The organism is Aeoliella straminimaris (assembly GCF_024054565.1).
Taxonomy (GTDB): domain Bacteria; phylum Planctomycetota; class Planctomycetia; order Pirellulales; family Lacipirellulaceae; genus Aeoliella; species Aeoliella straminimaris.
Window position 1 is genome coordinate 310,181 of the sequence record NZ_JAMXLR010000051.1, and the last position, 22,577, is coordinate 332,757.

At 59.9% G+C, this 22,577-nt stretch carries 20 protein-coding genes; 13 read left to right on the forward strand and 7 right to left on the reverse strand.

The window, feature by feature from the left end; all coding sequences use genetic code 11:
* Window positions 1–65: 65 nt before the first annotated feature.
* The 4 genes from NG895_RS15005 to NG895_RS15020 all read left to right on the forward strand — a co-directional run bounded on the left by NG895_RS15005 (window position 66) and on the right by NG895_RS15020 (window position 3,043).
* Window positions 66–596: a hypothetical protein gene (locus tag NG895_RS15005; RefSeq protein ID WP_252853328.1), complete on the forward strand. Its 531-nt coding sequence runs from the start codon at window positions 66–68 to the stop codon at window positions 594–596.
* Window positions 597–991: 395 nt separating this feature from the next.
* Window positions 992–1,414 (forward strand): TadE/TadG family type IV pilus assembly protein, encoded by a 423-nt coding sequence (locus NG895_RS15010; RefSeq protein ID WP_252853329.1) that lies wholly within the window; start codon window positions 992–994, stop codon window positions 1,412–1,414.
* 75 nt (window positions 1,415–1,489) lie between these two features.
* Window positions 1,490–1,900 (forward strand): TadE/TadG family type IV pilus assembly protein, encoded by a 411-nt coding sequence (locus tag NG895_RS15015; RefSeq protein WP_252853330.1) that lies wholly within the window; start codon window positions 1,490–1,492, stop codon window positions 1,898–1,900.
* Window positions 1,901–1,963: 63 nt separating this feature from the next.
* Window positions 1,964–3,043, forward strand: a complete 1,080-nt coding sequence (locus NG895_RS15020) for a TadG family pilus assembly protein (RefSeq protein WP_252853331.1) — start codon at window positions 1,964–1,966, stop codon at window positions 3,041–3,043.
* Between the two features lie 24 nt (window positions 3,044–3,067).
* Here NG895_RS15020 and NG895_RS15025 read toward each other — a convergent pair whose 3' ends face one another.
* Complete coding sequence (locus NG895_RS15025; RefSeq protein ID WP_252853332.1) at window positions 3,068–4,003, reverse strand: AraC family transcriptional regulator; 936 nt, start codon at window positions 4,001–4,003, stop codon at window positions 3,068–3,070.
* A gap of 418 nt (window positions 4,004–4,421) precedes the next feature.
* Between NG895_RS15025 and NG895_RS30630 the strand changes: the two genes are divergently transcribed.
* The 3 genes from NG895_RS30630 to NG895_RS15040 are packed head-to-tail and all read left to right on the forward strand — an operon-like array spanning window position 4,422 to window position 6,334.
* Entirely contained in the window at window positions 4,422–4,865 is a 444-nt protein-coding gene (locus tag NG895_RS30630) for a zinc-binding dehydrogenase (RefSeq protein WP_341871459.1), read from the forward strand.
* A gap of 29 nt (window positions 4,866–4,894) precedes the next feature.
* Entirely contained in the window at window positions 4,895–5,299 is a 405-nt protein-coding gene (locus NG895_RS15035) for a (R)-mandelonitrile lyase (protein WP_252853333.1), read from the forward strand.
* Between the two features lie 27 nt (window positions 5,300–5,326).
* Window positions 5,327–6,334, forward strand: coding sequence for an aldo/keto reductase (locus NG895_RS15040; RefSeq protein WP_252853334.1), 1,008 nt, complete (start codon window positions 5,327–5,329; stop codon window positions 6,332–6,334).
* Between the two features lie 83 nt (window positions 6,335–6,417).
* Here the strand turns inward: NG895_RS15040 and NG895_RS15045 are convergent, their stop codons facing one another.
* From NG895_RS15045 to NG895_RS15060, 4 genes are all read right to left on the reverse strand, one after another.
* Window positions 6,418–9,633 carry an efflux RND transporter permease subunit gene (locus NG895_RS15045; RefSeq protein ID WP_252853335.1) on the reverse strand — a complete coding sequence of 1,072 codons (3,216 nt, stop codon included), beginning with the start codon at window positions 9,631–9,633 and terminating at the stop codon, window positions 6,418–6,420.
* Window positions 9,634–9,732: 99 nt separating this feature from the next.
* Window positions 9,733–11,097 carry an efflux RND transporter periplasmic adaptor subunit gene (locus NG895_RS15050; RefSeq protein ID WP_252853336.1) on the reverse strand — a complete coding sequence of 455 codons (1,365 nt, stop codon included), beginning with the start codon at window positions 11,095–11,097 and terminating at the stop codon, window positions 9,733–9,735.
* A gap of 24 nt (window positions 11,098–11,121) precedes the next feature.
* Window positions 11,122–11,763, reverse strand: a complete 642-nt coding sequence (locus NG895_RS15055) for a TetR/AcrR family transcriptional regulator (protein WP_252853337.1) — start codon at window positions 11,761–11,763, stop codon at window positions 11,122–11,124.
* Between the two features lie 127 nt (window positions 11,764–11,890).
* A complete protein-coding gene (locus NG895_RS15060) occupies window positions 11,891–12,868 on the reverse strand; it encodes a linear amide C-N hydrolase (protein ID WP_252853338.1) in 978 nt (325 codons plus the stop codon).
* 246 nt (window positions 12,869–13,114) lie between these two features.
* On the opposite strand from NG895_RS15060, the gene NG895_RS15065 reads away from it, so the two are divergent.
* The 6 genes from NG895_RS15065 (at window position 13,115) to NG895_RS15090 (ending at window position 16,540) form a co-directional block, all read left to right on the forward strand.
* The gene (locus NG895_RS15065) at window positions 13,115–13,447 is read left to right on the forward strand and encodes an ArsR/SmtB family transcription factor (RefSeq protein ID WP_261361100.1); all 333 of its coding nucleotides are present in this window, start codon (window positions 13,115–13,117) and stop codon (window positions 13,445–13,447) included.
* Complete coding sequence (locus tag NG895_RS15070) at window positions 13,447–13,887, forward strand: SRPBCC family protein (RefSeq protein WP_252853339.1); 441 nt, start codon at window positions 13,447–13,449, stop codon at window positions 13,885–13,887. The genes NG895_RS15065 and NG895_RS15070 overlap by 1 nt, the downstream gene beginning before the upstream one ends.
* A gap of 24 nt (window positions 13,888–13,911) precedes the next feature.
* A complete protein-coding gene (locus tag NG895_RS15075; RefSeq protein WP_252853341.1) occupies window positions 13,912–14,280 on the forward strand; it encodes a DoxX family protein in 369 nt (122 codons plus the stop codon).
* A gap of 279 nt (window positions 14,281–14,559) precedes the next feature.
* A complete protein-coding gene (locus NG895_RS15080; protein ID WP_252853342.1) occupies window positions 14,560–15,219 on the forward strand; it encodes a class I SAM-dependent methyltransferase in 660 nt (219 codons plus the stop codon).
* A complete protein-coding gene (locus NG895_RS15085; RefSeq protein WP_252853343.1) occupies window positions 15,219–15,425 on the forward strand; it encodes a hypothetical protein in 207 nt (68 codons plus the stop codon). Before NG895_RS15080 ends, NG895_RS15085 begins: the two co-directional genes overlap by 1 nt.
* Before the next feature lie 158 nt (window positions 15,426–15,583).
* Entirely contained in the window at window positions 15,584–16,540 is a 957-nt protein-coding gene (locus NG895_RS15090) for a hypothetical protein (protein WP_252853344.1), read from the forward strand.
* A 27-nt stretch (window positions 16,541–16,567) separates the two neighbouring features.
* Here the strand turns inward: NG895_RS15090 and NG895_RS15095 are convergent, their stop codons facing one another.
* A complete protein-coding gene (locus tag NG895_RS15095; RefSeq protein WP_252853345.1) occupies window positions 16,568–17,866 on the reverse strand; it encodes a hypothetical protein in 1,299 nt (432 codons plus the stop codon).
* 367 nt (window positions 17,867–18,233) lie between these two features.
* On the reverse strand, window positions 18,234–22,424 hold the full coding sequence (locus NG895_RS15100) for a lamin tail domain-containing protein (RefSeq protein ID WP_252853346.1): 4,191 nt from the start codon (window positions 22,422–22,424) through the stop codon (window positions 18,234–18,236).
* Window positions 22,425–22,577 lie beyond the last annotated feature (153 nt).

Here is a 22,577-nt window from a genome sequence, read left to right on the forward strand (position 1 = left end):
CTCTGCATCGTGCGGCACAATTGTGCCACCTCGTCTGCCTGCTTCTCTTCCCACTCGGCCGCGATATGACGACGCTCGAAATGCAACCCACGTTCGTCCTCTATACGGACGAACCGTTGGACCCCACATTGGCGAAGCTGCGTCGCGCGATTCGCTCGGCCGAGTTCGGCGGGCATGCCGAGTCGGCCGGGCCGTGCCTCGACTTCAAGGTGCCCAAACAGCAGCAGCGGCTATGGTCGCCCCACTTGTCGGTGCATCTCACCGAGCTCGAGCAGGGCGGCACGGAACTGTACTGCCGCTTTTCGCCCCGCCCAGAGATCTGGACCGGCGTCATGGTCACCTACTTTGCCGCGGTGTTCGTCATCTTCATGGCCGGCATCTATGCCTACGTCCAATGGCTGTTGGGCGGCTACCCTTGGGCACTCGTGGCAGTTCCCGTGGCTGCCGCGGTGGTCATCGCGTTGCATCTGGCCAGCCTCACTGGCCAACAGCTCAGCTCCGACCAGATGCACGAACTACGCACGCAGCTCGATCGCGCCATGGAGCTGGCGTCTGCTCAGAGCGTTCCGGCGGCGAAGACGGCTGGGATGGAATGACCGATGCCGAACGTCCCATGACAACAAGATGGCGGTCATGGAAACGTGGCGGCAATCCGCCTTGGCTGTGTCCTATGTTGCAAGCCAGATCCTCCGCTCCAGCCTGCGATCTAGTACCAAAGTGCGAACCGCATGGGCGTTTCACGTCGCAGGCAGCGTTTCTGCCGACTCCCTCCTCGCACAACACCTCTGCGGGGATGCAACACGTCCTCCTGCACTTCGATTCCGTTGGTACCGGATTTACAGTTTGTCCGGAGGCCTACTGGTCCAATCGGTATTTTCCCCAAAAATCCTGCTCCGCACAATCATGACCAACCTATGTTTTATTAGCCGCCACTGTGCGCGAAACGGATTCTCACACAGCGGCCGCCTCTTTTCTATCGGGAGAATCGTCAATGCCTCGAAGAACACAGAAAGCTACTGAAAGATCCGGGGTCGCCGCGATTGAGTTTGCCTTTGTCGCGCCGGTCTTCTTTCTACTCATCTTCGGTCTTATCGAAGCGTCGCGAGCATTGAATATGAAGCAGGCGCTCACGAACGCGGCCCGGGAGGGATGTCGCACCGCCTCGCTGGCGACAACGCTCTCGAGCGACAAGGTCGACGCTGCGACGCGCGACTACCTGGCGGCGGTCACGCGCCATGCCAACAATCCTGATAAGGTGCGGGTCACGGTGCCTTCCAGTTTGGCAACGTGCGAGACCGGAACCGAACTTACCGTATCCATCGAAGTCGACTTCCAAGACATGACCTGGTTGCCGCTAGACTTCATGAATTTTCGGCCCACGATCAGTGCTGTCCAATGTGTACATCGCGAATGAGGTAATCCTGTGCAAAACAGTTACCACGCATCGAAAAAGCAAACCCGCGCAGCTCATCGAAAGGGTGCTGCTGCAGTGGAGTGCGCGATCGTAGCGCCGCTACTGACGCTCCTCGTGCTGGGGGCGATCGACCTCGGTCAATACGCTAATGTGCAACAGACAGTGAGCGACGCCTCTCGCGAGGGCGCGCGAGTCGCAGCGAGGTACGATACGGCCCTTGTGTCGCAAGTAGAAGCAGCCGTGCGAGATTATCTCCAAGAGGCGTTTCCCGGTAAGCCCGACACGACAATCGCGGCTATGACCCAAGTCTCCGTCACCAAAGCGAACGGGGGAACCATCTCGGAGGGCAAACTGACAACCGTAGGCACCGGAGGTGAAGTCAATGTGACGGTATCCGTGTCTTACGACGACCTGCGGTGGGTGCACGGCTTTCCAGGAATCAACGGTAAGCAAGTTGTATCCAAAACCGTAATGCGTAGAGAGTAGTTCGGGCGTAGAGGAAATCGCACCGTGGTTTAGTTGTTTCCCGAAGAATAGTGGAGACGTAAGATGCGACGCAACATAAGAAATGAACGGCGCGGGGCGATCGTAGTTCTGTCAGCCCTATTGATGGCTGCGCTGGTCGGCATGGTCGCTTACGCCATTGATCATGGCTATTTGCTGAAGCTGCAAACCGATCTGCAGAAAGCCGCGGACGCTTCCGCGTTGGCGGGGGTCCAGGACCTGATCCGCCAGGCCGATGGCACTCAGGATGTGGCAGCCGCCAAACAGACGGTGATTAACTACGTCCGCAACAACTTGGGTGAAGAAGGGTTTCAGGTCGCTCTGGATGACATCCAGATCGGACGCTACGACCCGGACACCATCTACACGGGGCTCCAGCTGCTGAACACCGGGACTTTTGACACTGTCCGCGTTACGTTGCGGCGAGACGGGGCCCTTAACCCACAAGCGCCACTGTTCTTTGCACGAGTGTTCGGCCATGACGAGGCGGCGATCTATGCGACCGGTACTGCTGTGCTGCAAAAGGCACAAGGCATGGCGCCGGGGGCCGAAATCCTGCCTTTCGCAACGCCGAAGGAACTGTGGGACAGCTTGAGCCCCGGCGACCTATGGACCGCTTACGGCAACGGGAAAATCGCAGACGAGTCAGGGGCAGAGGTGCCGGGCAACTGGGGCACCGTCGACGTGGGTTATACGGGCAATAGTTCGTCCGATCTGAACGACCAGATCCTCAATGGTCTCCGCCAGGCCGACCTGGACGCACTTGTAGCGGACGGCCGCACCTCGAACACCGAGTACCTCGATAGCGCAGAACCCGCCTGGATGCAGGGCGACACGGGCCTCTCCTCCGGTTTGAAGCAATCAGTGCAATTGGTTCACGGTAGCAAGAAGTTGATCCCCATCTACGACCAACTGGCCAATCCGAACGGCAGCCACGTCGACTTCCATGTGATTGGCTGGGGGGTCGTGACGGTCATCGATTCGGTATGGAGTGGATCTACCAATACAAGTGTCGTGCTCGAAAAATCGCACTGGATGAACGGCAAGCTGCGCCCCAAAGGCACCCTGGGTTGGGGAGATGTTGTCATCGAGGGAGCCTATACGTCCCCCGTGCTTGTCGAGTGACGCGAGCTGGATAGCCGACTCCGGCTACCCTGCCCTATTGGCTGTCATCTCGCGGAGTTGTTCGACGTCGCGTTTCGGTGGGTTGCCGAAATGCCGCTTGTATTCGCGGCTGAACTGCGAGGCGTCTTCGTAGCCCACGCGGAAGCCTGCCTGCGCGGCGTCGAAGTCTTCATTCAGCATTAACCGGCGGGCTTCCTGCAGGCGCAGTTGCTTTTGGAATTGCAGCGGGCTCATGGCCGTGGCGGCTTTGAAGTGCGAGTGAAACCCAGAGACGCTCATCGCCACCTCGCGGGCCACGTCTTCCACTCGCAGCGGTCGATCGAAGTTCTCGCGTATCAAGTCCACGGCGCGGGCCATCCGATGTCCTTGCCCGCCGAATGTCGCCAGGTGGCGGAGCCGCGCGGCTTGCGCACCGGTTAGCAGGCGAAAGACGATCTCGCGCATGACCAGTGGCCCCAGAACTGGGTATTCATCCGGCGTGTCGATCAGCCGCACTAGTCGTACCGCCGCATCGAGCAGCCCTGCATCAAGCGGGCTGACGTCGACCGCCTTCATGCTGGCGTCGCTGCCCGGCTGGACGTGCCCCGACTCGACCATCACCGAGGTGACGACCGCGGGATCCAGCACCGACCGGAAACTCAAGTAGGGCTCCTCCGGTGTCGCTTCCACCACCTGGCCCACCAGCGGCACCTGCATGGTAGTGATCAGGTAATGGGCGGCATCGTAGCGAAATTGCTCCTCGCCCAGCAGCACCTGTTTGCCGCCCTGCGCAATGACACACAGCGAAGGCTCGGCCATGCCATGCACGCGATCACCGGGCGAGTTGGCTCGATTGAAAAACAGACCTGGCCGGACCTCGCGACTTCTTTCGTCCGGCTGCAACCGCGCGATGCGTTCGGCAAGTTCCAGCTGATCGCTTTCCAGGCGAACTGCTTGTCGTTGGCTCGTGTCGGTGCTCATGTTCTCGATGATAGACCTGTCTTTCCCGCGTGACGCGTCGAAAACCCGAGGTTTGGAGAATTATACAAGCATCGCGCAGGATCGTCATACTACCGAGAGCCCCGCACCGCGTAGAATCCGGCACGACAAGAGATTTCCGAAGCCAACCGCGAGCGTCACTTGGACTTTTGTCCAATTCCGCCCGCGACCTAGGGAGTCCATCCGCCCACGACTACCTTCAACGGAACAGCTATCATGCCCAACGCCAAAGCCTACTCGGCAGCCAGCGCCAGCGCGCCCCTGGCCGCGGATACTATCGCCCGCCGCGAACCGACCAACCGAGACGTCGAGATCGAGATCCTGTACTGTGGCATCTGCCATTCCGACTTACACCAGGTGCGTAACGAGTGGCAGAACGCTATGCCCACCGTCTACGGTAGTGTTCACCCGCTCGGAAGCCAAGAAGGAGGACGCCGTGCGACTGGGCGCCGACGAAGTGATTGTCTCCCGCAACGAAGTAGAGATGCAAAAACACGGCGGCACGTTCGACATCTACCTCGAAACGGTCTCCGCCCAGCATGACCTCAACGCGTACATCAACCAACTTGGTGCGGACGGTATGCTCACACTCGTCGGAGCGTCGGGAGAGCCGACTCCCGTTGCCACGCTCGGACTACTGTTCGGTCGTCGCAACCTGTCAGGTTCGATCATTGGCGGCATCGCCGAGACGCAGGAGATGCTCGACTTCTACAGCAAGCACAGCATTACTTCCGAGATTGAGTTGATCTCGATCCAGCAAGTGAACGAAGCCTACGAGCGGCTGGAGAAGTCGGACGTAAAATACCGCTTCGTCATCAATATGGCGTCGCTCAAATTGGAATAGCCCCGTCACTCAATGAGGAGAAAAAACCCATGAATGTATTCCGCAGAGGTTCACGCCCACCACTGGAGGAGTTTGGAGAGTGGTTTGTCGGCACCGTGCGAATCGATCCCTTGGTTGAACCCCCCGCCCCCGCGCGAGTGATGGCGGTGAACGTGACCTTTGAGCCCGGCGCGCGCACGGCATGGCACACCCATCCGTTGGGCCAGACGCTGGTAATCACCGAAGGCAGCGGCTGGGTCCAGCGCGACGGAGGACCCAAGGAAACCGTCCGGCCGGGCGACGTCGTCTGGATTCCACCAGGCGAGAAACACTGGCACGGCGCCACATCCACCACGGCCATGACTCATATTGCGTTTCAGGAAAAACTCGACGGTTCGGCAGTGGAGTGGATGGAACACGTGTCCGAAGAGTTCTATCTGACTGGCGAAAGCTGACGCCTACGAACATGCAGGAGAGAGAAGATGCAAAAGCGAAAACTGGGGACAAGCGGGCTGGAAGTTTCCGCCCTTGGGTTGGGCTGCATGGGAATGAGCTTCTCCTACGGCCCCCCCAAAGACAAGCAGGAGATGACCAACCTGCTGCACGCCGCGGTGGAGCGGGGAGTGACGTTCTTCGATACGGCCGAAGTGTATGGCCCGCTGATCAACGAGGAACTCGTCGGCGAGGCGTTGAAGGATGTCCGCGACTCGGTGGTGATCGCCACCAAGTTTGGGTTCGACATTCGCCCCGATGCGGACCCGCGCGGCATGACCGGCACGCCCAAGGTCAACAGCCATCCCAAGCACATCCGACAGGCGGTCGATGGCTCGCTCAAGCGCTTGCAGGTCGACACGATAGACTTACTGTATCAACACCGCGTTGATCCAGCGGTGCCCATCGAGGATGTGGCCGGCGCGGTGAAGGAACTGATCGGCGAAGGCAAGGTCAGACACTTTGGCCTATCGGAGGCCGGAGTGCAGACCATTCGTCGCGCCCATGCCGTGCAGCCAGTTGCGGCACTGCAGAGCGAGTACTCGCTGTGGACCCGCAAGCCGGAGGAGGCCGTGATTCCAACGCTCGAGGACCTCGGCATTGGCTTCGTGACTTACAGTCCGCTAGGCAAGGGCTTTCTGACAGGCAAGATGGACGCCGGCACCACGTTCGAAAGCAACGACTTCCGCAACTCGCTGCCCCGCTTCACCTCCGAGGCGCTCAAGGCCAATCAAGCTTTGATCAAGTTGCTCGAAAGCATCGCCAAGAAAAAGGAGGCCACGGTCGCTCAAATCGCACTCGCCTGGTTGCTGGCCAAGCAGTCGTGGATCGTACCGATTCCCGGCACAACAAAACTGCATCGCCTGGAAGAAAATCTCGGTGCCGTCGACATCGAATTGACGGCCGAAGACATGCAGGAGATCGACAACGCTACGACCGAAGTGCAGGTGCTCGGCAACCGGTATCCCGAGAAGCTGGAGCAGATGACAGGGCTGTAAGCGTAGAAGCGGTGCTGGGCTGTGGCCGTTCTCGCAATATCATGCTGAGGAAATCGAAGCGACGGTCGGATGGAACAACCGCCCTACGTCGCCGGGTTCGGCGCCGGCGTGAAGTTCGAGGCCTGCACTCCATGCCCCGCGGGGCGTGGAACCCGCTTCAGCACCACCGTCGGCTCGACTTCTTCGATAACGGTCTCCGGTTCCGGGGGAAGTTCGGGCGTGGGCTCCGCCTGTTTGGCTTGAGCGAACAACAGGCTTTTGACTTTCTCTGCGAAGCCATCGGCCAGGCTATACACCACCGGAATGACGATCAGCGTCAGCAGCGTAGAGGTGATCATGCCGCCGACGACGCAGGCCCCCATCGGCGCGCGAGTCTCAGCACCCTCGCCCAGGCCGATGGCGATGGGGATCATGCCTGCAATCGTCGACATGGCGGTCATCAAAATTGGACGCAACCGCACGGGGCCTGCCTTCTTGAGCGCTTCGTCGCGATCCATACCGCCGCGGCGTAGCAGGTTGGTGTAATCGACCAGCAGAATTGCGTTCTTCGTCACCAGGCCTAGCAGCATCACCATGCCAATCATGCTGAAGATGTTGAGCGTCCGCCCGGTAAGCGCGAGACCGCCCAACGCCCCGCCAATCGAGAGTGGCAGACTGAACATAATGGTCAGCGGATGCAGGAAGCTCTCGAACTGGGCGGCCAGCACCATGTACGTCAGCAGCACCGCCAGGCCGAGCGCGAAGATGATGCTGGCGAACGACTCGGCCATCATCTCGGCTTTGCCGGTAAAGACGCCCGTGACGCCCGCAGGCAGGCCAATGCCGGCGGCCATCGACTCAACATCGGCGACGGCTTCTCCCAACGGCTTGCCATCGACCAGGTTGGCGAGCACCGTGACCTGGCGGCGACGGTTCTGCCGTTCGATGGTCACCGGCCCGAATGTGTTTTTGACCTCCGCAATCTCCTTCAACTCGGACAGGTCGCCATTGCCGGCGCGAATGGGCAGACGCTCCACCGCCGCGGCGTGCTGGCGATCGCCCCCCACCAGCCGGACGCGAACATCGATGTTCTCGCCCGCGGTCTCGAACTGCGAAACCGCCTGGCCGCCGACAAGTTGATTGATGGCCTTGCCCAGGTCTTCGACCTTCACACCCAGGTCAGACGCGCGATCGCGGTCGATATCGATCGAGAGTTCCGGCTTGCCGGTCTGGCTGGTCTTGTTGACGTCGACAAAACCCGGGCTGTCTTTCATCTGTGTCATCACCTGGTCGGCAATCTCGTTGAGCTCGTCCAGGTTGTCGCCCCGCAGGTTGTACTGCACTGCCGCCGAACGCATGCCGCCGCCGCCCAACCGGGCAATGGGGTCGACCGTAATCCTCAGGTGCGAGTAGGGAGCGATAAGCTCGCGGGTAAGTCGCATCGCTTCGAACTGCGAAATGGTCCGCTGCTTGCGGTCGACCATTTTCACCATCACCTGGGCCACGCTGGTTTGCCCTTCGTACTGGCCGCCAACCGTGGTGTAAATGTCCTGCACTGCCGGCACCGTAGCGATGATGTCTTCAATCTTGCTGGCCAACAGCGAGGTCTGCTCGATGGACGAACCGGTCGGCGCTTCGATTTGCACCTGGAACTGTCCTTCGTCGGCCTCGGGCGTAAACTCCTTGCCGATCATTGGCAGCAGCATCAAGCTGGCGACGAACACACCGCCCGCCACCAGCACCACCAGCCAGCGAAAACGCAGCGCGACTCCAAGCATCCAGGCGTAAGTCGATTCGATGCCGGTGAGGATCCGTTCGGATGCCTGATAGAGGCGGCCGTTGGTGTTACCGATTTTTAGAATCTGCGCACAGAGCATCGGCGAGAGGAACAACGCGATCAGCGTGGAGATCACCACGGCGAACGTCACGGTCATACCGAACTCATAGAAGAACTGGCCGATGATTCCTTCCATGAAGGCCACCGGCACAAACACTGCAGCAATCGACAGCGACGTGGCAATCACGGCGAAGCCAATCTCGTCCATGGCGGCGATGGCCGCCTGGAGCCGCGACTTGCCCTCCTGCATGTGGCGCCAGGTGTTCTCCAGCACCACAATCGAGTCGTCGATGATCATGCCCACCGAGATGGTCAGGGCGAGCAGCGTGAGCGTATTGATGGTAAAGCCCATCGCCAGCATGAAGACGTAGGTCGAGATAATCGTGGCCGGAATCGTTACCGCAGCCACCAACGAACCGCGGACGCTCCGCAGGAACAGCAGAATCACCAGCACGGCCAGCCCCGCCCCGCGAACCAACTCGCCCTGGGCTTCGTCCACGCTTCGTTCGACGTACTCCGAATTGTCCTGCACAACCAGCAGTTCGTAACCTGCGGGCAGCGTCTCGCGAATGTGGTCGAGGGCCGACTTCACTTCGCGTGCAACCGCCACCATGTTGGAGCCCGACTGCTGTCGCACCGCAAGCGAAACGGCCGGCTGCCCGTTCAGGCGGGCCAGGCTGTGCCGATCTTCGAGACCATCTTCCACGTAGGCCACGTTCTCGAGTCGAATGGGCCGTCCGTTGCGGCGGGCGACCACCATGCGGCGAAAGTCGCCCACCGAGCCGATGCGTCCCTTGGTTTTGACGACCAGCTCCTGCTTGCCCGCCTCGAGGCGGCCGCCGGGGAGTTCGATGTTACCCGTGCGAAGCGTGTCGACCACGTCTTGCGCGGAGAGGTTGTGGGCCTCCAGGTCGTCGACTCGCAACCAGATGCGAATCTCGCGTTCGCGATCGCCGGCCAGTTGCACACCACCCACGCCGTTGATGCCTTCGATGGCCGGCTTTACGACGTCCTCGGCCAGTTGTGAGATCTGGCGAATCGACGAGTTGCCCGCCAGGATGATGCCCATGATGGGCACTGAGTCGGGATCGAACTTTTCGATGACGGGCGCTTCGGAATCGTCGGGCAGCTCGTGTTGAATTCCAGACATCTTGTCGCGCACGTCCTGGGCGGCGATGTCGACGTCTCGCTCGAGTTCGAATTCCAGGAAGACCTGCGAGAGGCCTTCGCTGGTTTCGCTCCGCATGGATTTGATGCCGCTAATGGTAGCCAGCGCCTCTTCGACCTCCTCGGTCACCTCGGTCTCCACGGTTTTGGGCGCGGCCCCTTCGTAGGCAACGGTCACCGTAACCATCGGCATGTCGACGTCGGGATACAGGGCCATGCCCAGCGAGCGGTAGGCGACAAAGCCGAACACGATGAGGGCCGAGAACGCCATGAGCGTCAGAACAGGTCGGCGTACTGCGGTTTCGGAGAGTTTCATAGCGATTACTCAGTTTGCTTATCAGCGAGAACGGACGCGTCCGTCATCCATTAATCGAAGATGGCGAGCAAGAGACTTCACACGGGCACTGTGGGCGGATTACTGCTGCGCGGAAGTCAGCGTCAGCGAACCTTCGGCAGATCGCACAGCCACCTGCACGCCGCTAGAAAGCAGGTTGGGATCGTCCGTCACAACCTGGTCACCAGGTGAGAGGCCGCTGGTGATTTCCACCGCTTCCTCCGTGGCGAGCCCGGGTTCCACTCGGCGGGCGGTCGCCCTGCCCTGCTCGACGACATAGACGTGCGGCTGGCCATCGATGAACACCATCGAGCGGGCGGGCACCACCAACGAGTCGGCCGCGGTGGATTGCAGGGGAATGCGTACCTTGGCGAACTGCCCGGCCTTGAACTTGGCCCGGATGTTGTCGATGGCGACCCGTGTGCGGAAGGTTCGCGTGGCGGGGTCGACCATTTCATTCACCGCCACCACCACACCTGGCACCGCTTCGGTGGCGCCGGCCGCCAGCACGTGCGCCAGGTCTTCGACCTGGACCGCTCCGACGTAGGCTTCGGGAATATTGATTTCTGCGATCAAGTAGCGCAGGTCCATCAACTCGATCAACGAGTCGCCACCCGGCGCTACCCGTTCACCCACTTCCACGTTGATGGCTGTGACGACACCGTCGTAGGGCGCGAGGATCGTAGCCTTGGAAAGCTCGATCTCCTTCTGTTTGATTTCTGCCTGAGCCTGATCGACGAGGGCCCGTTGCACCGCGATTTCTTCCGATGTGGGTCCTGCCTTTGCCTGCTCGACAATCGCGGTTGCGCTATCCACCGCGGCGGCCGCCGCGGTCACTTCGGTCTCGGATTCTTCAAACTCCGATTCGCTGATGGCGTGATTCGGCAGCAGCTTTTCCAAGCGGTTGCGATTGCGTTTGGCTTGCTCCAGCCGGGCGACCGCTTCGGTCTGCATGGCAACCAGGCGGCTGATTTCTTCGTCCCGCTCCCACGAGAGCAGCTTCTCCAGATCGGCCTGTGCTTTGGCCAGCTTGGCCTTGGCAATTTGCAGAGCGATTTCGTAGTCCCGTGAATCGATCTGCAACAACAAGTCGCCTTTTTTGACATGTTGACCATAGGTCAGACCAAGTCGCTCGGAGTAACTCTTGCCACCCACCGTGACGTTGATCTTTTTGCCGATCTCGGGGATGTGCGTTATCACCCCACTGACTTCGGCCACGATGCGCGTTACCCGACGCGGCAGCAAATCGCCGGTGAACTCCTGCTCCACGGCCAGCTTTTGTCGCGAGGCCGGCACCACCTGCACTTCGATGTGGCGCTCGCGTTTGGCGTAGCTATCCGCTTCCGGCAGTTTGGTCTGTTGTTGATTGCAGCCGGTCGCAAGCACAACCAGCGAGACCCCCAACCACATCCATGGGTACGTGGAGGATTTCACCTGAAATGACATCTGTCTGTTCCTCTCTCTCCTCTCTCACTCGCTGGATGGGGCATCGTGCCGAACCAGACCATGGAGAAAAATATCAACGGCGTTCTCAACTCGAACGACTAGCTGCGACTTGCCACCTCCCAGACAACCATTCACCACACTTCCATACAGCAAGTCGGCAAAGGCATCGGTAGCCCGCTTGGGATCGACGTTTCGAAATAGTTTTTTATCGATGGCGTCCTTGAAAAGTTCGTCCATCCTTTCCCGCGCCTCGGCACGCCACATCAAGTGGGTTGGAAAGACCGACTCGCGAAACTCCGCCCGTTCTTGGATTAGGATCTCGATCGTCAGGGGATTGTTCTGGTAGTACTTGGCGTAGGCCACCGCCGCGCGGCGGAGGATTTCCAGGGCCCCCACGTGGTCGCGCAGGGTTTCCAGATCGTCCTCTTGCAGCACTTGCTGTTCGATGTACTGCCCCGCCTTGGTGAGGCAGTATTTGGCCGTGGCCAGGAAGAGCTCTTCCTTGTTGCCAAAGTGCCGATAGACGGTCCCTTTGCCGACGCCAGCCAGGTCGGCAATCACCTGGACGTCGGTATTCCGAAAGCCCTCCTTGGCGAACACCTGATAGGCGGTCTCAAGAATTTCGGCTTGTTTTTCGGTGAATTTGGGTGCTTCTTTGGGTTTCATAGAATGCTCCATCGGATGAAACGGACGCGTCCGTCCACTTATTTGGAGGATACGGCCGCCGAGCCATCGCGTCAAGAGAATTTGCACCACTATCCCCTGCGGATAGGTGAAATGCTGGCACTCGCCGCTAAAACGGAGCGTGCTCCACCGCTTCGAACTTCGTGGTCACGTTGCCCACCAGATGAATGTCGTCCGGCGGCAGCATCCGCACTGCTGCGCCCGGTGTCAGATCGAATTGCTCCAGGCTCACCCAGATCACGTTTGGGGCCGTTGTCAGCTCGAAGAAGTAGCGCAGGTTCTTCAGATCAATCGCGGTCCGGTACTCGGTGTTGTAGAGCGTACCCGGTAGACGGTTGGGGGCTCCGAACGGGACGGACACATTGCGCGCAATTGCCAGAATGGAGGCGATGGCCTCGCGCTCGGAGGCCGGCTCCGGCAGCATTTGCATGTAGTACGCCGCCCGCACAAAGCGGTGCTGCGGATCGACATTGCCCGGCAGCGGGGTCTGCCGGGTGGCGTTGGTAAAGTCGTAGCTGGCCAGGTTGGCCAGTTGCTCGTCGTAAATGGGGTCGTTGGTCATCACGCGGTATTCCGGACCCTGGTGCACCACCGGTTTGCCACCCACGTACTCGATAATCGCCGAGTCCCCTGAAACGTCCTCCATCGCCAGATGCACGGTGGCTTGCTTCCCTTCCAACTCGACCATAACCGGCTGCAAGTCTTTCATTAACTCGAGGGCTTCGGCCACACTCGCGGCGTTGTCCAGCAGGTACTGGCCCCACATTCCCGCCTGCACTCCCTGCTTCGATTTGTCGCGCGGACCAAAGTCGGTGGCTGTCAAATACAGCAAATGAATGGCCAACCCTTTTTCGTTCACTCCATCCACTGTGGCCAGGCCATAGGCCGTGGTGACAAGGCTTCCGTACTTCGAGGTCCATTGGGCTGGGTTCTCGGACACCACGGTCTGCGTAGCAACCTTCGCCCCGTCTCGTTGGATACCGCTGGGAAACACCACCAGCACCGGCTGTGTCGACTCGGGCCAGTCCATCGTCCGCCCGACAACAGGCGCCAGACGGTTGTTGTTCCAAAAAGTACGGGTACACATCGGCTTAAGATTCAGGGCAAATGGTTTCGCTGGCAGACAAAACGGACGTGAGCTAACCACTCCCGCATGCCATCGACTAGCAGAGAAACGCTCATTCTAGGCGGCACGACTAGCGAGGACCAGGAAGACTGCTAAGACGCACCCGCAAGCTTCGCCGGTGCTGCGGACAACATTTCTTTGGCTTGCAAAACAAAAAAGGTCTCTTCCCCCTTGACGCGTAAGGCTTTGCTTACGTATTTTATTGGCATGGTTACTACCGCCACCCCTGATGCCGATGTGTTTCGTGCAATCAGTCACCCTGCGCGCCGCGATATGCTTGACCTCCTGTCCGGAGGCGATCGCTCGGTTAGCGCCGTGGCCGCCCACTTCGAGATGAGTCGGCCGGCGGTTTCGCAGCACTTGCGAATATTGCTCGATGCGGGACTCGTATCCGAACAACGGCACGGCCGCGAACGACGCTACCACTTTGTGCCCGACCAGCTGGGCCCCGTGTGGGATTGGATATCGCGATACGAAGCGTTCTGGAAGCAACGCGTCGACAGACTCAAGCAACTGCTGGACGAAATGGACGAAGAATAATGGCCTTCGGCGACAACACCCCACCATCCCAGTCCCACACCATCTCGCTGGAAGTCGAGCTATCGCATCCGCCCGAGAAAGTGTGGCGCGCACTTACACAGCCAGAACTGCTTAAACAGTGGCTGCTGCCGGTATGCGACCTTCAACTTGATCCCGGTGCAACGTTCAAGTTTCAAGCGCCGCCGCAACCTGGCTGGGACGGCACTGTGGACTGTGAACTCCTTGAAATTCAAGAATCTCGCAAGATGACCTTCACCTGGGTAGTTGGCGACATGGAAACCGTCGTCACGTTTACGCTCTCGCCTACGGACAGTGGCACGCGACTGCAGTTGGTGCACTCGGGCTTCAAACCAGAACAGAAGAAGAACTTCGCCGGCGCGCGATACGGCTGGAATCTGATGGGCGGTCGGCTGGTCGAGCTACTCACTCAGATCTCGTAAACTCTCTCCCAAAAGAGATACGCCATGAATATGCTGCTGTGGGTCCTGCAAATCCTGCTTGCGCTGCACACCGCCATGGGCGCAGTGTGGAAGTTTTCTCATTCCGCCGAACAAACAATGCCGTCTTTGAAAGCGATTCCAAGTGGCGTGTGGTTGGCCATGGGCATCGCGGAAATGGTGATCAGCGTGTGCCTTGTGTTGCCTGCTTTCTATAGGCCACTTTCGTTCTTGATTCCCGTCGCCGCGGTTTGCATAGCCGCGGAAATGGTGATCTTTTGTGTGCTGCATCTGCGTAGTGGGGCCACGGCGTCCGGCCCGCTTGCCTACTGGCTCGTTGTTGCCGCATTGTGTCTGCTCGTAGCGAGCGGCAGAATCTGGATCCGGCCGCTTTGATCACGCAACCCTCCAGTCGATCGGCTTGAAACGCTAGTCGCAGATTCGCGCGGTATCAAACACGCGTTGACTACCACCTCGCAGCACGAAGTCGCTGGAGTGCTGCGATCTTTGGTGTACCGGCTTGAATACGCTCTAGTGATGCAGGGTAATTACCCTTGGCACAGTTCCTAGGTTAACTTGTGTGTGGGACGACACCGCGCTAAGCTCACCGCAGGGAACGGCGAGTCAGCACAGATTCCCTTTGGCATTTACCTTCACTGTGCCGAGGAACCACCGATGACCGATCCGTCAGGAGAATCGAATCCGGCCTATGTGCTGGGACACTCTCGCCACGAGCTCGATCGTTTGCGTGTCCAGGCCAGGCTGCTCGAGCCAGTGACACGACACTTCTTTCGCGAAGCGGGCATCCAGCCTGGCATGCGGGTGCTCGACGTTGGTAGTGGCGCGGGCGAAGTCGCTTTTTTGGCGGCCGAGCTAGTGGGTGCCAACGGCTCGGTTGTGGGCTGCGACAGGTCCCCCATCGCCGTGGCGACAGCGACCCAGGCGGCCGAGCAGCGCCGCACGAGCCATGTCGATTTTCGCGAAGGCGATCCGGCAGAGATGGCATTCGACGAGCCGTTCGACGCAGTGGTGGGCCGGTACGTGCTGCCATTCCAGCCCGACCCATCGACCATACTGCGCGGGCTTGCCCGACATCTGAAGCCGGGTGGGTTGATGGTGTTTCAGGAACCTGACTGGACCTTCGTGCGGTCCTTCCCGCCCGCTACGCTGAACGACCAGGTGTGCGAGTGGTTGACGACGACCACCGAGCTCAGTGGACAGTCGTGGAATTTTCTGGAGCAGGCTTACCCCGCTTTCGTCGGTGCGGACCTTCCCGCGCCAACGGTGCAGCTGCAAACCTTTGTGGGTGGCCAGCCAAATACCGAGAGTGGCTGATGGCCGTCGCCGATATCATGGAAAGCTTGCAGCCGGCGATACAGCGGCTGAAAGTGGCAAAGGCCGAAGAGGTTGGCATCGACACGCTGCGCGAGCGTCTGCTGCAAGAGAACGCCTCGGGGCAGCATGTGCTGGTGGGCCGATCCGAGGTCGGCATCTGGACCAGCGTTCCCAAGCCTGCAGAAAACGGATCCGACCAGGACTAGTTAGTCTCGGCGCGAAGAACCCGCTATAGTGAAGCCAAGTTGGCCGCCTCTGTGGGGTAGGTACTTCAACCGCCGGCCGTGGCGTTGCCTGCATGGCAATGCCGCTCGGCACGATTATCCTGAGAGAGACCCTTGTTCGCCAAGAAAGGGAGGCCAAATTGTTTCGCATCCGAGTGAGAGGCGTGGCGTCGCAGGCGCTGGCCGGGACGTTGCTGGCCATCGGCATCGTTGGCTACAGTCCCTGCCTGGCAGCGGTCGACGACGCGGAGCAGGTGCTGCAAAAGCTGGCCAACTCACGCGTTCAGCTAACCAGCGGCATCTATCGCATCGAGGGCGAACGCCACATCCAGCGGGGCGAGCGAGACGAACGCTATCCGGTAACGATGCGATGTGCTTTCGACCACGCGAAGAAATCGTCGCACTTCCAACGAAGCGAGCGGATCCCCTGGCTGGAAGACGGGGTCCAGGTCGATGGGGGCCTCGAGGTCGGGCTTCAGTTGATTCGCCGCCCCGACTCCATCTATCTCTACCGCAGTGGCGTTGGCCCTGAGGCGCTCACCATTCGCAGCCCCGACTTCGCGATCGAATCGCCCGTGATGCCAATCGATATCCGCACCCTCGGCCTGACGACTTTTGTCGAAGGCGAACAAGCTCGGCGGCTCGAACTGGCGCTCGAGTCGTTCTCGCCAGAGGGTGTGGTGAAGTGTGAGAAGAACGACGGCGTGTGGGAGATCCAGTGGCGGATATCCAGCAAAGGCCCGACCATCATGACCACCCTGCAGGTCGACGAGACCAAGCAGTTTTCGCCTATCAAGTTGTCGTACCACCTGGAGCACACGCAGGCCGATGGGGCCCAGGAGCAGTGGGGGCAAACCTCCGAAGTTACCTGGAAAGAGGTCTCGGGCGTGTGGGTGCCCGAGTCGGCCCGCATCGAACACCGCAACGCCCGCACCACGACCACCTACGACCTGAAGGTGGCATGGGAGAAGGTGAACGAAGCGATCGATCCCGCCCAGTTCGAGATGAAGAGCATGGAACTACCCGGCCCAACCTTGGTGAGCGATCATCGCACCGGAGGTCCAGTGCTCGTCGGCACGTTCGACGAACTCCCCTAACCGGGAGCCCCCTCCGGCAACCGTAGCTCAGTAGCCACGACTAGGGGCTTGTTGCGCGATCCTTGTGCTTCGCTCGCCTGCTTCGGTGCCGGCGGTGCGTTGCTCGTAGATCGACAGCGCATGCAAGGCGTGGCCCAACGCGCCGGGATACCAATCGTAGTGGCTGCGCCGCTCCAATAACTGAGCGACATAGGCCACCGCGCGTTCGAAGCGGGGATCGTCGAGTTGGTCCTCGTCGAGCGACGCCGCGAGCCATTCGAGAATGTGGCCGCTGGTGGTCAGTCTTCGCGTGGCGTCGCCTTGTTGCTCGGCTTCGTCCAGCCATGCGGTACTGAAGCTGCCATCGCCGTTTTGCAGCGAGAACGCCCGCCGCTGGTATTGTTTGGTCTTCTGTTCTGCCTGGCGATAGAGTGCCGTCATCGGCAGTCCGTCGCGACGGCGGTACTTCACCGCCTGGTCGATGGCATACAGCCGATGAATCCCGCCACAGGTCGACGTGTACCGCCCAATCGGCGCTTTGAGCTCTTCCGCCAGCAGGCGATCAACCGACCACAGTTCACCGCGATAGTTCTTCCACTTGGCGTCCGTGCCCTCGTAGTAGGCCAGAGAAATCAGCTTGAACGTCGATTCCTGGCCGCTGCGGCAGGTCCGCTTCTCAAACTCGATCAGGTCCTCTACGGTGTGCTCCTGGTGCGCCACGCGGATCATGTAGTCGCGGGCGACCCGCGACTGGGCCAGCATGGCCAGGAACTGTGCATCGTGTCCCTGCCGCCCGGGGGCAATCGACAAGTCCCAGCGCCCGTTGTGGAGTTCGATAATCTGCTTGCCGGCCGACGGATAGTTGCAGCACAGCCAGCCAATGGCCGCCACCTGGTCGCCACGCGGATGCCCCACCGAGACGTTGGCGTCCACGCCGTAAGCGATCGACCAGTGCAGTACATCCCAGGCGTTGTCGTCCCGGGTGTTCAGCGGATTGACATAGTACTCGTCGAGCACGCTTCGCACACGCTTGCCGAGCGGCGTGAGCAGCTTCGTCTGCGGTTTCGCCATGGCCTCCGTTGTTGGCGATGTAAGCGGGTCGGCCTTCTCGGCGACCTCGCTCTGGAGTTCCGCCGGTCCCGCTGCGTCGTCGGACACCGTATCGCGAAGCTGGAAGGCATCGCGGACACCATGGTCGTTGCTGGTGCTCGCACGAGGTGTGGATGTGGGCACGAAAGGCTCGTGCTGAATCGCCCGCGGCTGACGCAACTCAACAGCGTTCGCTCCCTCAGCGGCAACCAAGTAGATGATACCAACGGCCCAGAACATCGACATCCTTGTCTTCATGGTTCCTTCTATCGCTTGCGCGACTCCTTCGCATTCAAATCAGGCTTTGGATCGGTGGAGCCTCGGTGCCAGCTGCTTGGCAACGGTATGTTCATGACGATGCATGACGCGAGGTGAACACCTCGCCCGCTCCGACAGTCGCAGGCAGACAGCTCCCACCAGTCGTTCTCATCGGTCCCGACGCCATCGCAAATCAATTCAACGCCGCGGATCCGTAGAACCACCCCAACTTAAAGCAAAAACAGGAGCACAATGCACTCGCATGGCGCGTCGCCGCAAAGTAGATTTGGTGGACCAGGAAGACCCTTTGAAACCCGGAAGCGCATCACCCTCGGCGGCGAGTAGGATGTGCGGCCTACCGGGCCGACTATCTGCCCTGCATCAGCCAATCATCGGCAAGCCCGCTGTCGTCTGCAAAGGCTTGATCTCGAACACGGCGCGACAGCACCTGGCGGTCGGCTTCCACCAGCTTGGAGTTCGAGCGATCGATCAAGGGCCCGCGCTGTTGCAGCAGCTCTGAAGGTAGCGGAGTCGCACCCCGACTCGCAGTCATGGACGCTTCCATGAGAACGATATCGGAGTCTTGTCTTAGCGTGGCGACAGGACTAAACCAGAGACTGGCAGGTCGTCCCCACGACTCCAATGCCTGGTCGGCGCCGGCGGATTCCGCAGCAGCCGACTCCTGACTTGGCGACTGGATGTTGGATTCTGTGGGCGATGTATCAACCAAGCTACTGGCGACGAGGGAAGCGCTGGATTCCCGGTCGACGCTTTCTGCGGTGGGACTGGCGACGTCGCCCGGCGGAGTTTGAATGCTGCTGGTTGCCGGTTGCGAAACGCCCAGGTGATTGCGCCACACGGTGTAGTCGGCGAGATCGACGATGCCATCGAAATTGCCATCGGCTCCCGTACCAATTGCCACTACCTGGCCAAAGTAGGACTTCCACACCTGATAGTCGGTCGCGTCGACCATTCCATCCGAGTTGTAGTCTCCAGGCAGCGCTTGCGTGTCGGCCGTGCCCGGCGTGCCGTTGATCACGCTGGAGGCCATCCAGTTTGCACCGTCGCTGTAGTCGCCCAGAACATCCACTACGACCAGCGTGGCACCTTCTCCATCGGGGGCGATGGGCCAGGCTTCTTCTCCGTTGTCGTCGCCGTCATGAAAAGCGAACGACTGGATCGTTCGCCCTTGGGAATCGACCAGCGTTAGCGTTTCGCCGGCATTCGAGAGATTGCCTTCGAAGCTACCGGCGACGTTGATCCCCGTGCCATAACGGGCTTCGAAAGCCTGCAGATCGTTGACAACAACGACATACTCGCCAGGTTCGAGCGATTGCAGCCCGAACTCAAAAGTCATGCCCTCCAACTGGCTGCCTGCTACTGCGCGAACGAAGGCGACACCATTGAGCGAAATCGTCTGGGCAGAGACGTTGCGCAGCTCGATGAACTCGAACTGGTTGCCATCGTCAATGCCGAGACCTTGCTCCATGTCATCTGGCTCGGCAGGATGGTAGTTCAACTCGGTAACTCGCAAGTTGGTGCTGTCAGCCGCGGCATCGGCCAAGACGAAGTCGGCTTGGATCCTGGCCGACCATTCTCCGTTGCGAAGCAATCGCGCCGTGACAGTGGCGTGATCCGCGAGGGTGAACTCGCCGTTGTACTCGAGGGCATCGCCATGAATCGCTCCGCCGGGCAGGCGGGGGTCGGTGCCATCGAGCGTGTAGTAGATGGTGCCCGTGGACTCGGCGTTGTTTATCGCAAGCGTTTGCCCGGCTGGAAGGTATCCACCGTGCTGGCTGAACGCGGGCGCGTCGTGATTCGTGTCCGGCAGCCAACCTTGACTGCGGAACTGCTGCAGGACGACATTTCCTCTCTGCGTGAGGAAGGTATTACGCAGCCAGTCGACTTCGGCCAGCCAGGTATCCTTGGTACGCGGAGGTTCGTTGTGCTGGTCGCCCCAACGGGCCGACTCGGCAATGATCGCCAAATCCATCTGTGCCGCGCGAGTGTCGAGCAACGCCTGCGCGTTCTCGACGGTTAGCGGACCATCGTTGAAGAACAATTCCTGCACCCGGTCGGCGAACCGCACGCGGTACTCTTCATGGTCGGTAAGCAGCTGATGAATGTAACGCGGATTGAGATTCGCCGGCGACGTACCCACCGAGATGTCGCCAGTGCCGTTGTGGTAGACGTTGTGATCCTGGGCGCCCATCGAGTGCTCGTTGTCGTGGGCAATCCACCGCCATCCGTGACTGCCATCGCGTGGGCGGACCGCCCAAAAGTTGTTCGGCGAGTTATTCCCCAACGACAGCGGCATGTCGCGATTGGCGGTGAAGTTCACGCCGATCATGAAGTCGATCAAGTTGTCGATGTCGAGGTGCTGCTCCAGCGACGGATTCTCGCTGCCATCGGCATTCAGCCCCTGAATCGCGTAGTAAGCGGCGTCCGTCGCGAACCCCGCGTTTACCAGGCTCGACAAAGTGTTCCAGGCGCCAAGATCGCCGTCGGTAGCCTCGATCACCGACCCGCTCGCCTTCACTGCATCCCAATCTTCGTCGGTTCCACCAAAGTAGGTGGAAGCATAGTCCGCTTCGGGCCGCTCCTCGGTCTGGTACAAGCCCCAGTACACGCCGTTGAGGTAAAGGTGGTAGTAGTCGCCCCGAGTGTGGGCCTGGCCCATCTCGCCCTGGATGTCTCGCGCAAAGATGTCCCGCAAAAAGGTATTGTGGTTCTGGTTGTTGAAGGTGTCGTTGCTCCAGGCGTAGTTCTGTGCCGTGCGCAAGTCGAAGGCGTCGAACTCATCGGCTCCGATTTCGCCGAACATTGGAAAGTTCAGCTTGGCGTCACCGTACTCGCCACGAAAGAACAGACGAAACGAGTGCTTGGGATTGAAGTCGCCACGGCTGAATCCACCGCGAATGCGGAGACCGGCCTCGGTTTGAAACCCCACGGTTCCGTCCGCATGGATCAGCTCGATCGACGTTGGCCGCTCCCACGCCCGACCATGATTCCCCGCGTTGACATAGATGCCGCTGGAAGCGTCGAACAGGTTGTCCGCATCGGTCACCAGCGAGACGGTGGGAATATCGGTAAGCGCAGCCGGAAGTTGAGGTCCCCAAACTGGACTGCCGACGATATTGGGGTCCATGCCATAGTCGAATTGCTGGCCATTGACCGAGCCACTAGGAAACCCCACCGGCGCTTGGCCTGTGGGAGACTGATCCACAATGTCCGAGACAAACAGATACGTTTGGGTATCGATATTGGTTGGCTCGAATCCCACCTTGAAGGCTGCTGCGCGCACGATGGTTGTCGACGCAATGTTCAGCGCCCCAGTGAACTCGACGCCATTAACAATGTTCAGGTTCGCATCGACTAGCGGCTCCGATCCGTCCATGGTGTAGACGATCATCGCATCGGCGGTCGTGGAGGTAATCTGCAGGTCAAACGACTCGGCATAGAAGCCGCGATCGTGGCTAAATTGCGTGTCGCCTACAAAGCCATCGAAGGCCTGGCCGTTGGCGAAGCCGGGAGTGGGGGTATTAAAGAATCCATACCTGAGCGGGTCGCCGACCTGACCATTGGTCTCGCCAATCAGCTCCGCGATCATGAGCATGTCGGAACTGTTGCTGACGTTCAAACTATGAATTGCCAGCACATTGTTACCAGCCACCAATTCCGCCAGATGGCCGGAGACGTCAAACTCAACGAAATCGTCGGCGACAATCGAGTCGCCACGCTGACCGGTTGCGACCGAATTCCACTCAGGCGACCTTGCTGCAAAGTCCGATTCGATCAACTCGCCGTTGAGATAGGCCACAAAACCATCGTCGTACATCATCCGCAGGACCAAACTGTCGAACGCATTGGGGTCGGACAGATTGAACTCGAAGCGAGTGTAAAGCGAGGTCGTGCCGGAGGGAATCACCGTATCGAGCAGGCTTGCATAGTTAACCGAACTGCCGGGGCTGTCTTCGTAGCCAATACCTGCGGTGCCTGTACTCCAGGTGCTATCGTCGAATCCCGCTTCCGTCCACGTGGTCCCCAGCACGCCGTTCGTGGGGACCAGGTACGACAACGTGGAAGCTGTATCCACCACAGCGGAACTGGTGCCCAGCATCTCTACGCCGTACGAAAAATCCTCGCTTTGGCTGGGGAACTCGGGTGCATACTCGTGGACGATCGCTTCGCTTGGATCGGTGAGCGCCAAATACTCTCCCCCGGCCCCAAGCGCGAAATCGGTATGCAGGTACCCCAACGGATCGATGTAAGTTTCGGTGTCCTGCCCCGAGGCAAACACCACCAGGTACTCGCCGGGACCGAGCATGGACTGCGGCAACTCGGGAAAGGTCCACTTACCCAAAGAGGAAGCGTTGTCGGTTAGATGCCATCCAGCCAGATCAATTGACTCGGCGGTGGGATTGTAAAGTTCGATCCAGTCGGAGGAATTTCCATCTCCATCGAGCAGCGTGTCCTGATTGCTCGCCATGAACTCCGTGATTAGCGGCGTACTGGCCAGCACACAACGCGGCTCCAGCGTCTCGAAACGCGGATACACCGCGAGCTTCCTACTCTTACGCCAGCCCGTCCCAAACCCCATCACTCGGCCTCACTCTCGTTGTCCATCCGCGGTGGTTCGTAAGGTTGCCCAATATAACTGGGGCCGGCGGTCATTGCCAAAGCAATTCCGGAAAGCTCAGCCACTGCCAAC

Coding starts and splice junctions, on each gene's coding strand:
- NG895_RS15005 (WP_252853328.1), top strand. CDS start 66: ATGACGACGCTCGAAATGCAACCCACGTTCGTCCTCTATACGGACGAA.
- NG895_RS15010 (WP_252853329.1), top strand. CDS start 992: ATGCCTCGAAGAACACAGAAAGCTACTGAAAGATCCGGGGTCGCCGCG.
- NG895_RS15020 (WP_252853331.1), top strand. CDS start 1,964: ATGCGACGCAACATAAGAAATGAACGGCGCGGGGCGATCGTAGTTCTG.
- NG895_RS15025 (WP_252853332.1), bottom strand. CDS start 4,003: ATGAGCACCGACACGAGCCAACGACAAGCAGTTCGCCTGGAAAGCGAT.
- NG895_RS15035 (WP_252853333.1), top strand. CDS start 4,895: ATGAATGTATTCCGCAGAGGTTCACGCCCACCACTGGAGGAGTTTGGA.
- NG895_RS15040 (WP_252853334.1), top strand. CDS start 5,327: ATGCAAAAGCGAAAACTGGGGACAAGCGGGCTGGAAGTTTCCGCCCTT.
- NG895_RS15045 (WP_252853335.1), bottom strand. CDS start 9,633: ATGAAACTCTCCGAAACCGCAGTACGCCGACCTGTTCTGACGCTCATG.
- NG895_RS15050 (WP_252853336.1), bottom strand. CDS start 11,097: ATGTCATTTCAGGTGAAATCCTCCACGTACCCATGGATGTGGTTGGGG.
- NG895_RS15055 (WP_252853337.1), bottom strand. CDS start 11,763: ATGAAACCCAAAGAAGCACCCAAATTCACCGAAAAACAAGCCGAAATT.
- NG895_RS15060 (WP_252853338.1), bottom strand. CDS start 12,868: ATGTGTACCCGTACTTTTTGGAACAACAACCGTCTGGCGCCTGTTGTC.
- NG895_RS15065 (WP_261361100.1), top strand. CDS start 13,115: ATGGTTACTACCGCCACCCCTGATGCCGATGTGTTTCGTGCAATCAGT.
- NG895_RS15070 (WP_252853339.1), top strand. CDS start 13,447: ATGGCCTTCGGCGACAACACCCCACCATCCCAGTCCCACACCATCTCG.
- NG895_RS15075 (WP_252853341.1), top strand. CDS start 13,912: ATGAATATGCTGCTGTGGGTCCTGCAAATCCTGCTTGCGCTGCACACC.
- NG895_RS15080 (WP_252853342.1), top strand. CDS start 14,560: ATGACCGATCCGTCAGGAGAATCGAATCCGGCCTATGTGCTGGGACAC.
- NG895_RS15085 (WP_252853343.1), top strand. CDS start 15,219: ATGGCCGTCGCCGATATCATGGAAAGCTTGCAGCCGGCGATACAGCGG.
- NG895_RS15095 (WP_252853345.1), bottom strand. CDS start 17,866: ATGAAGACAAGGATGTCGATGTTCTGGGCCGTTGGTATCATCTACTTG.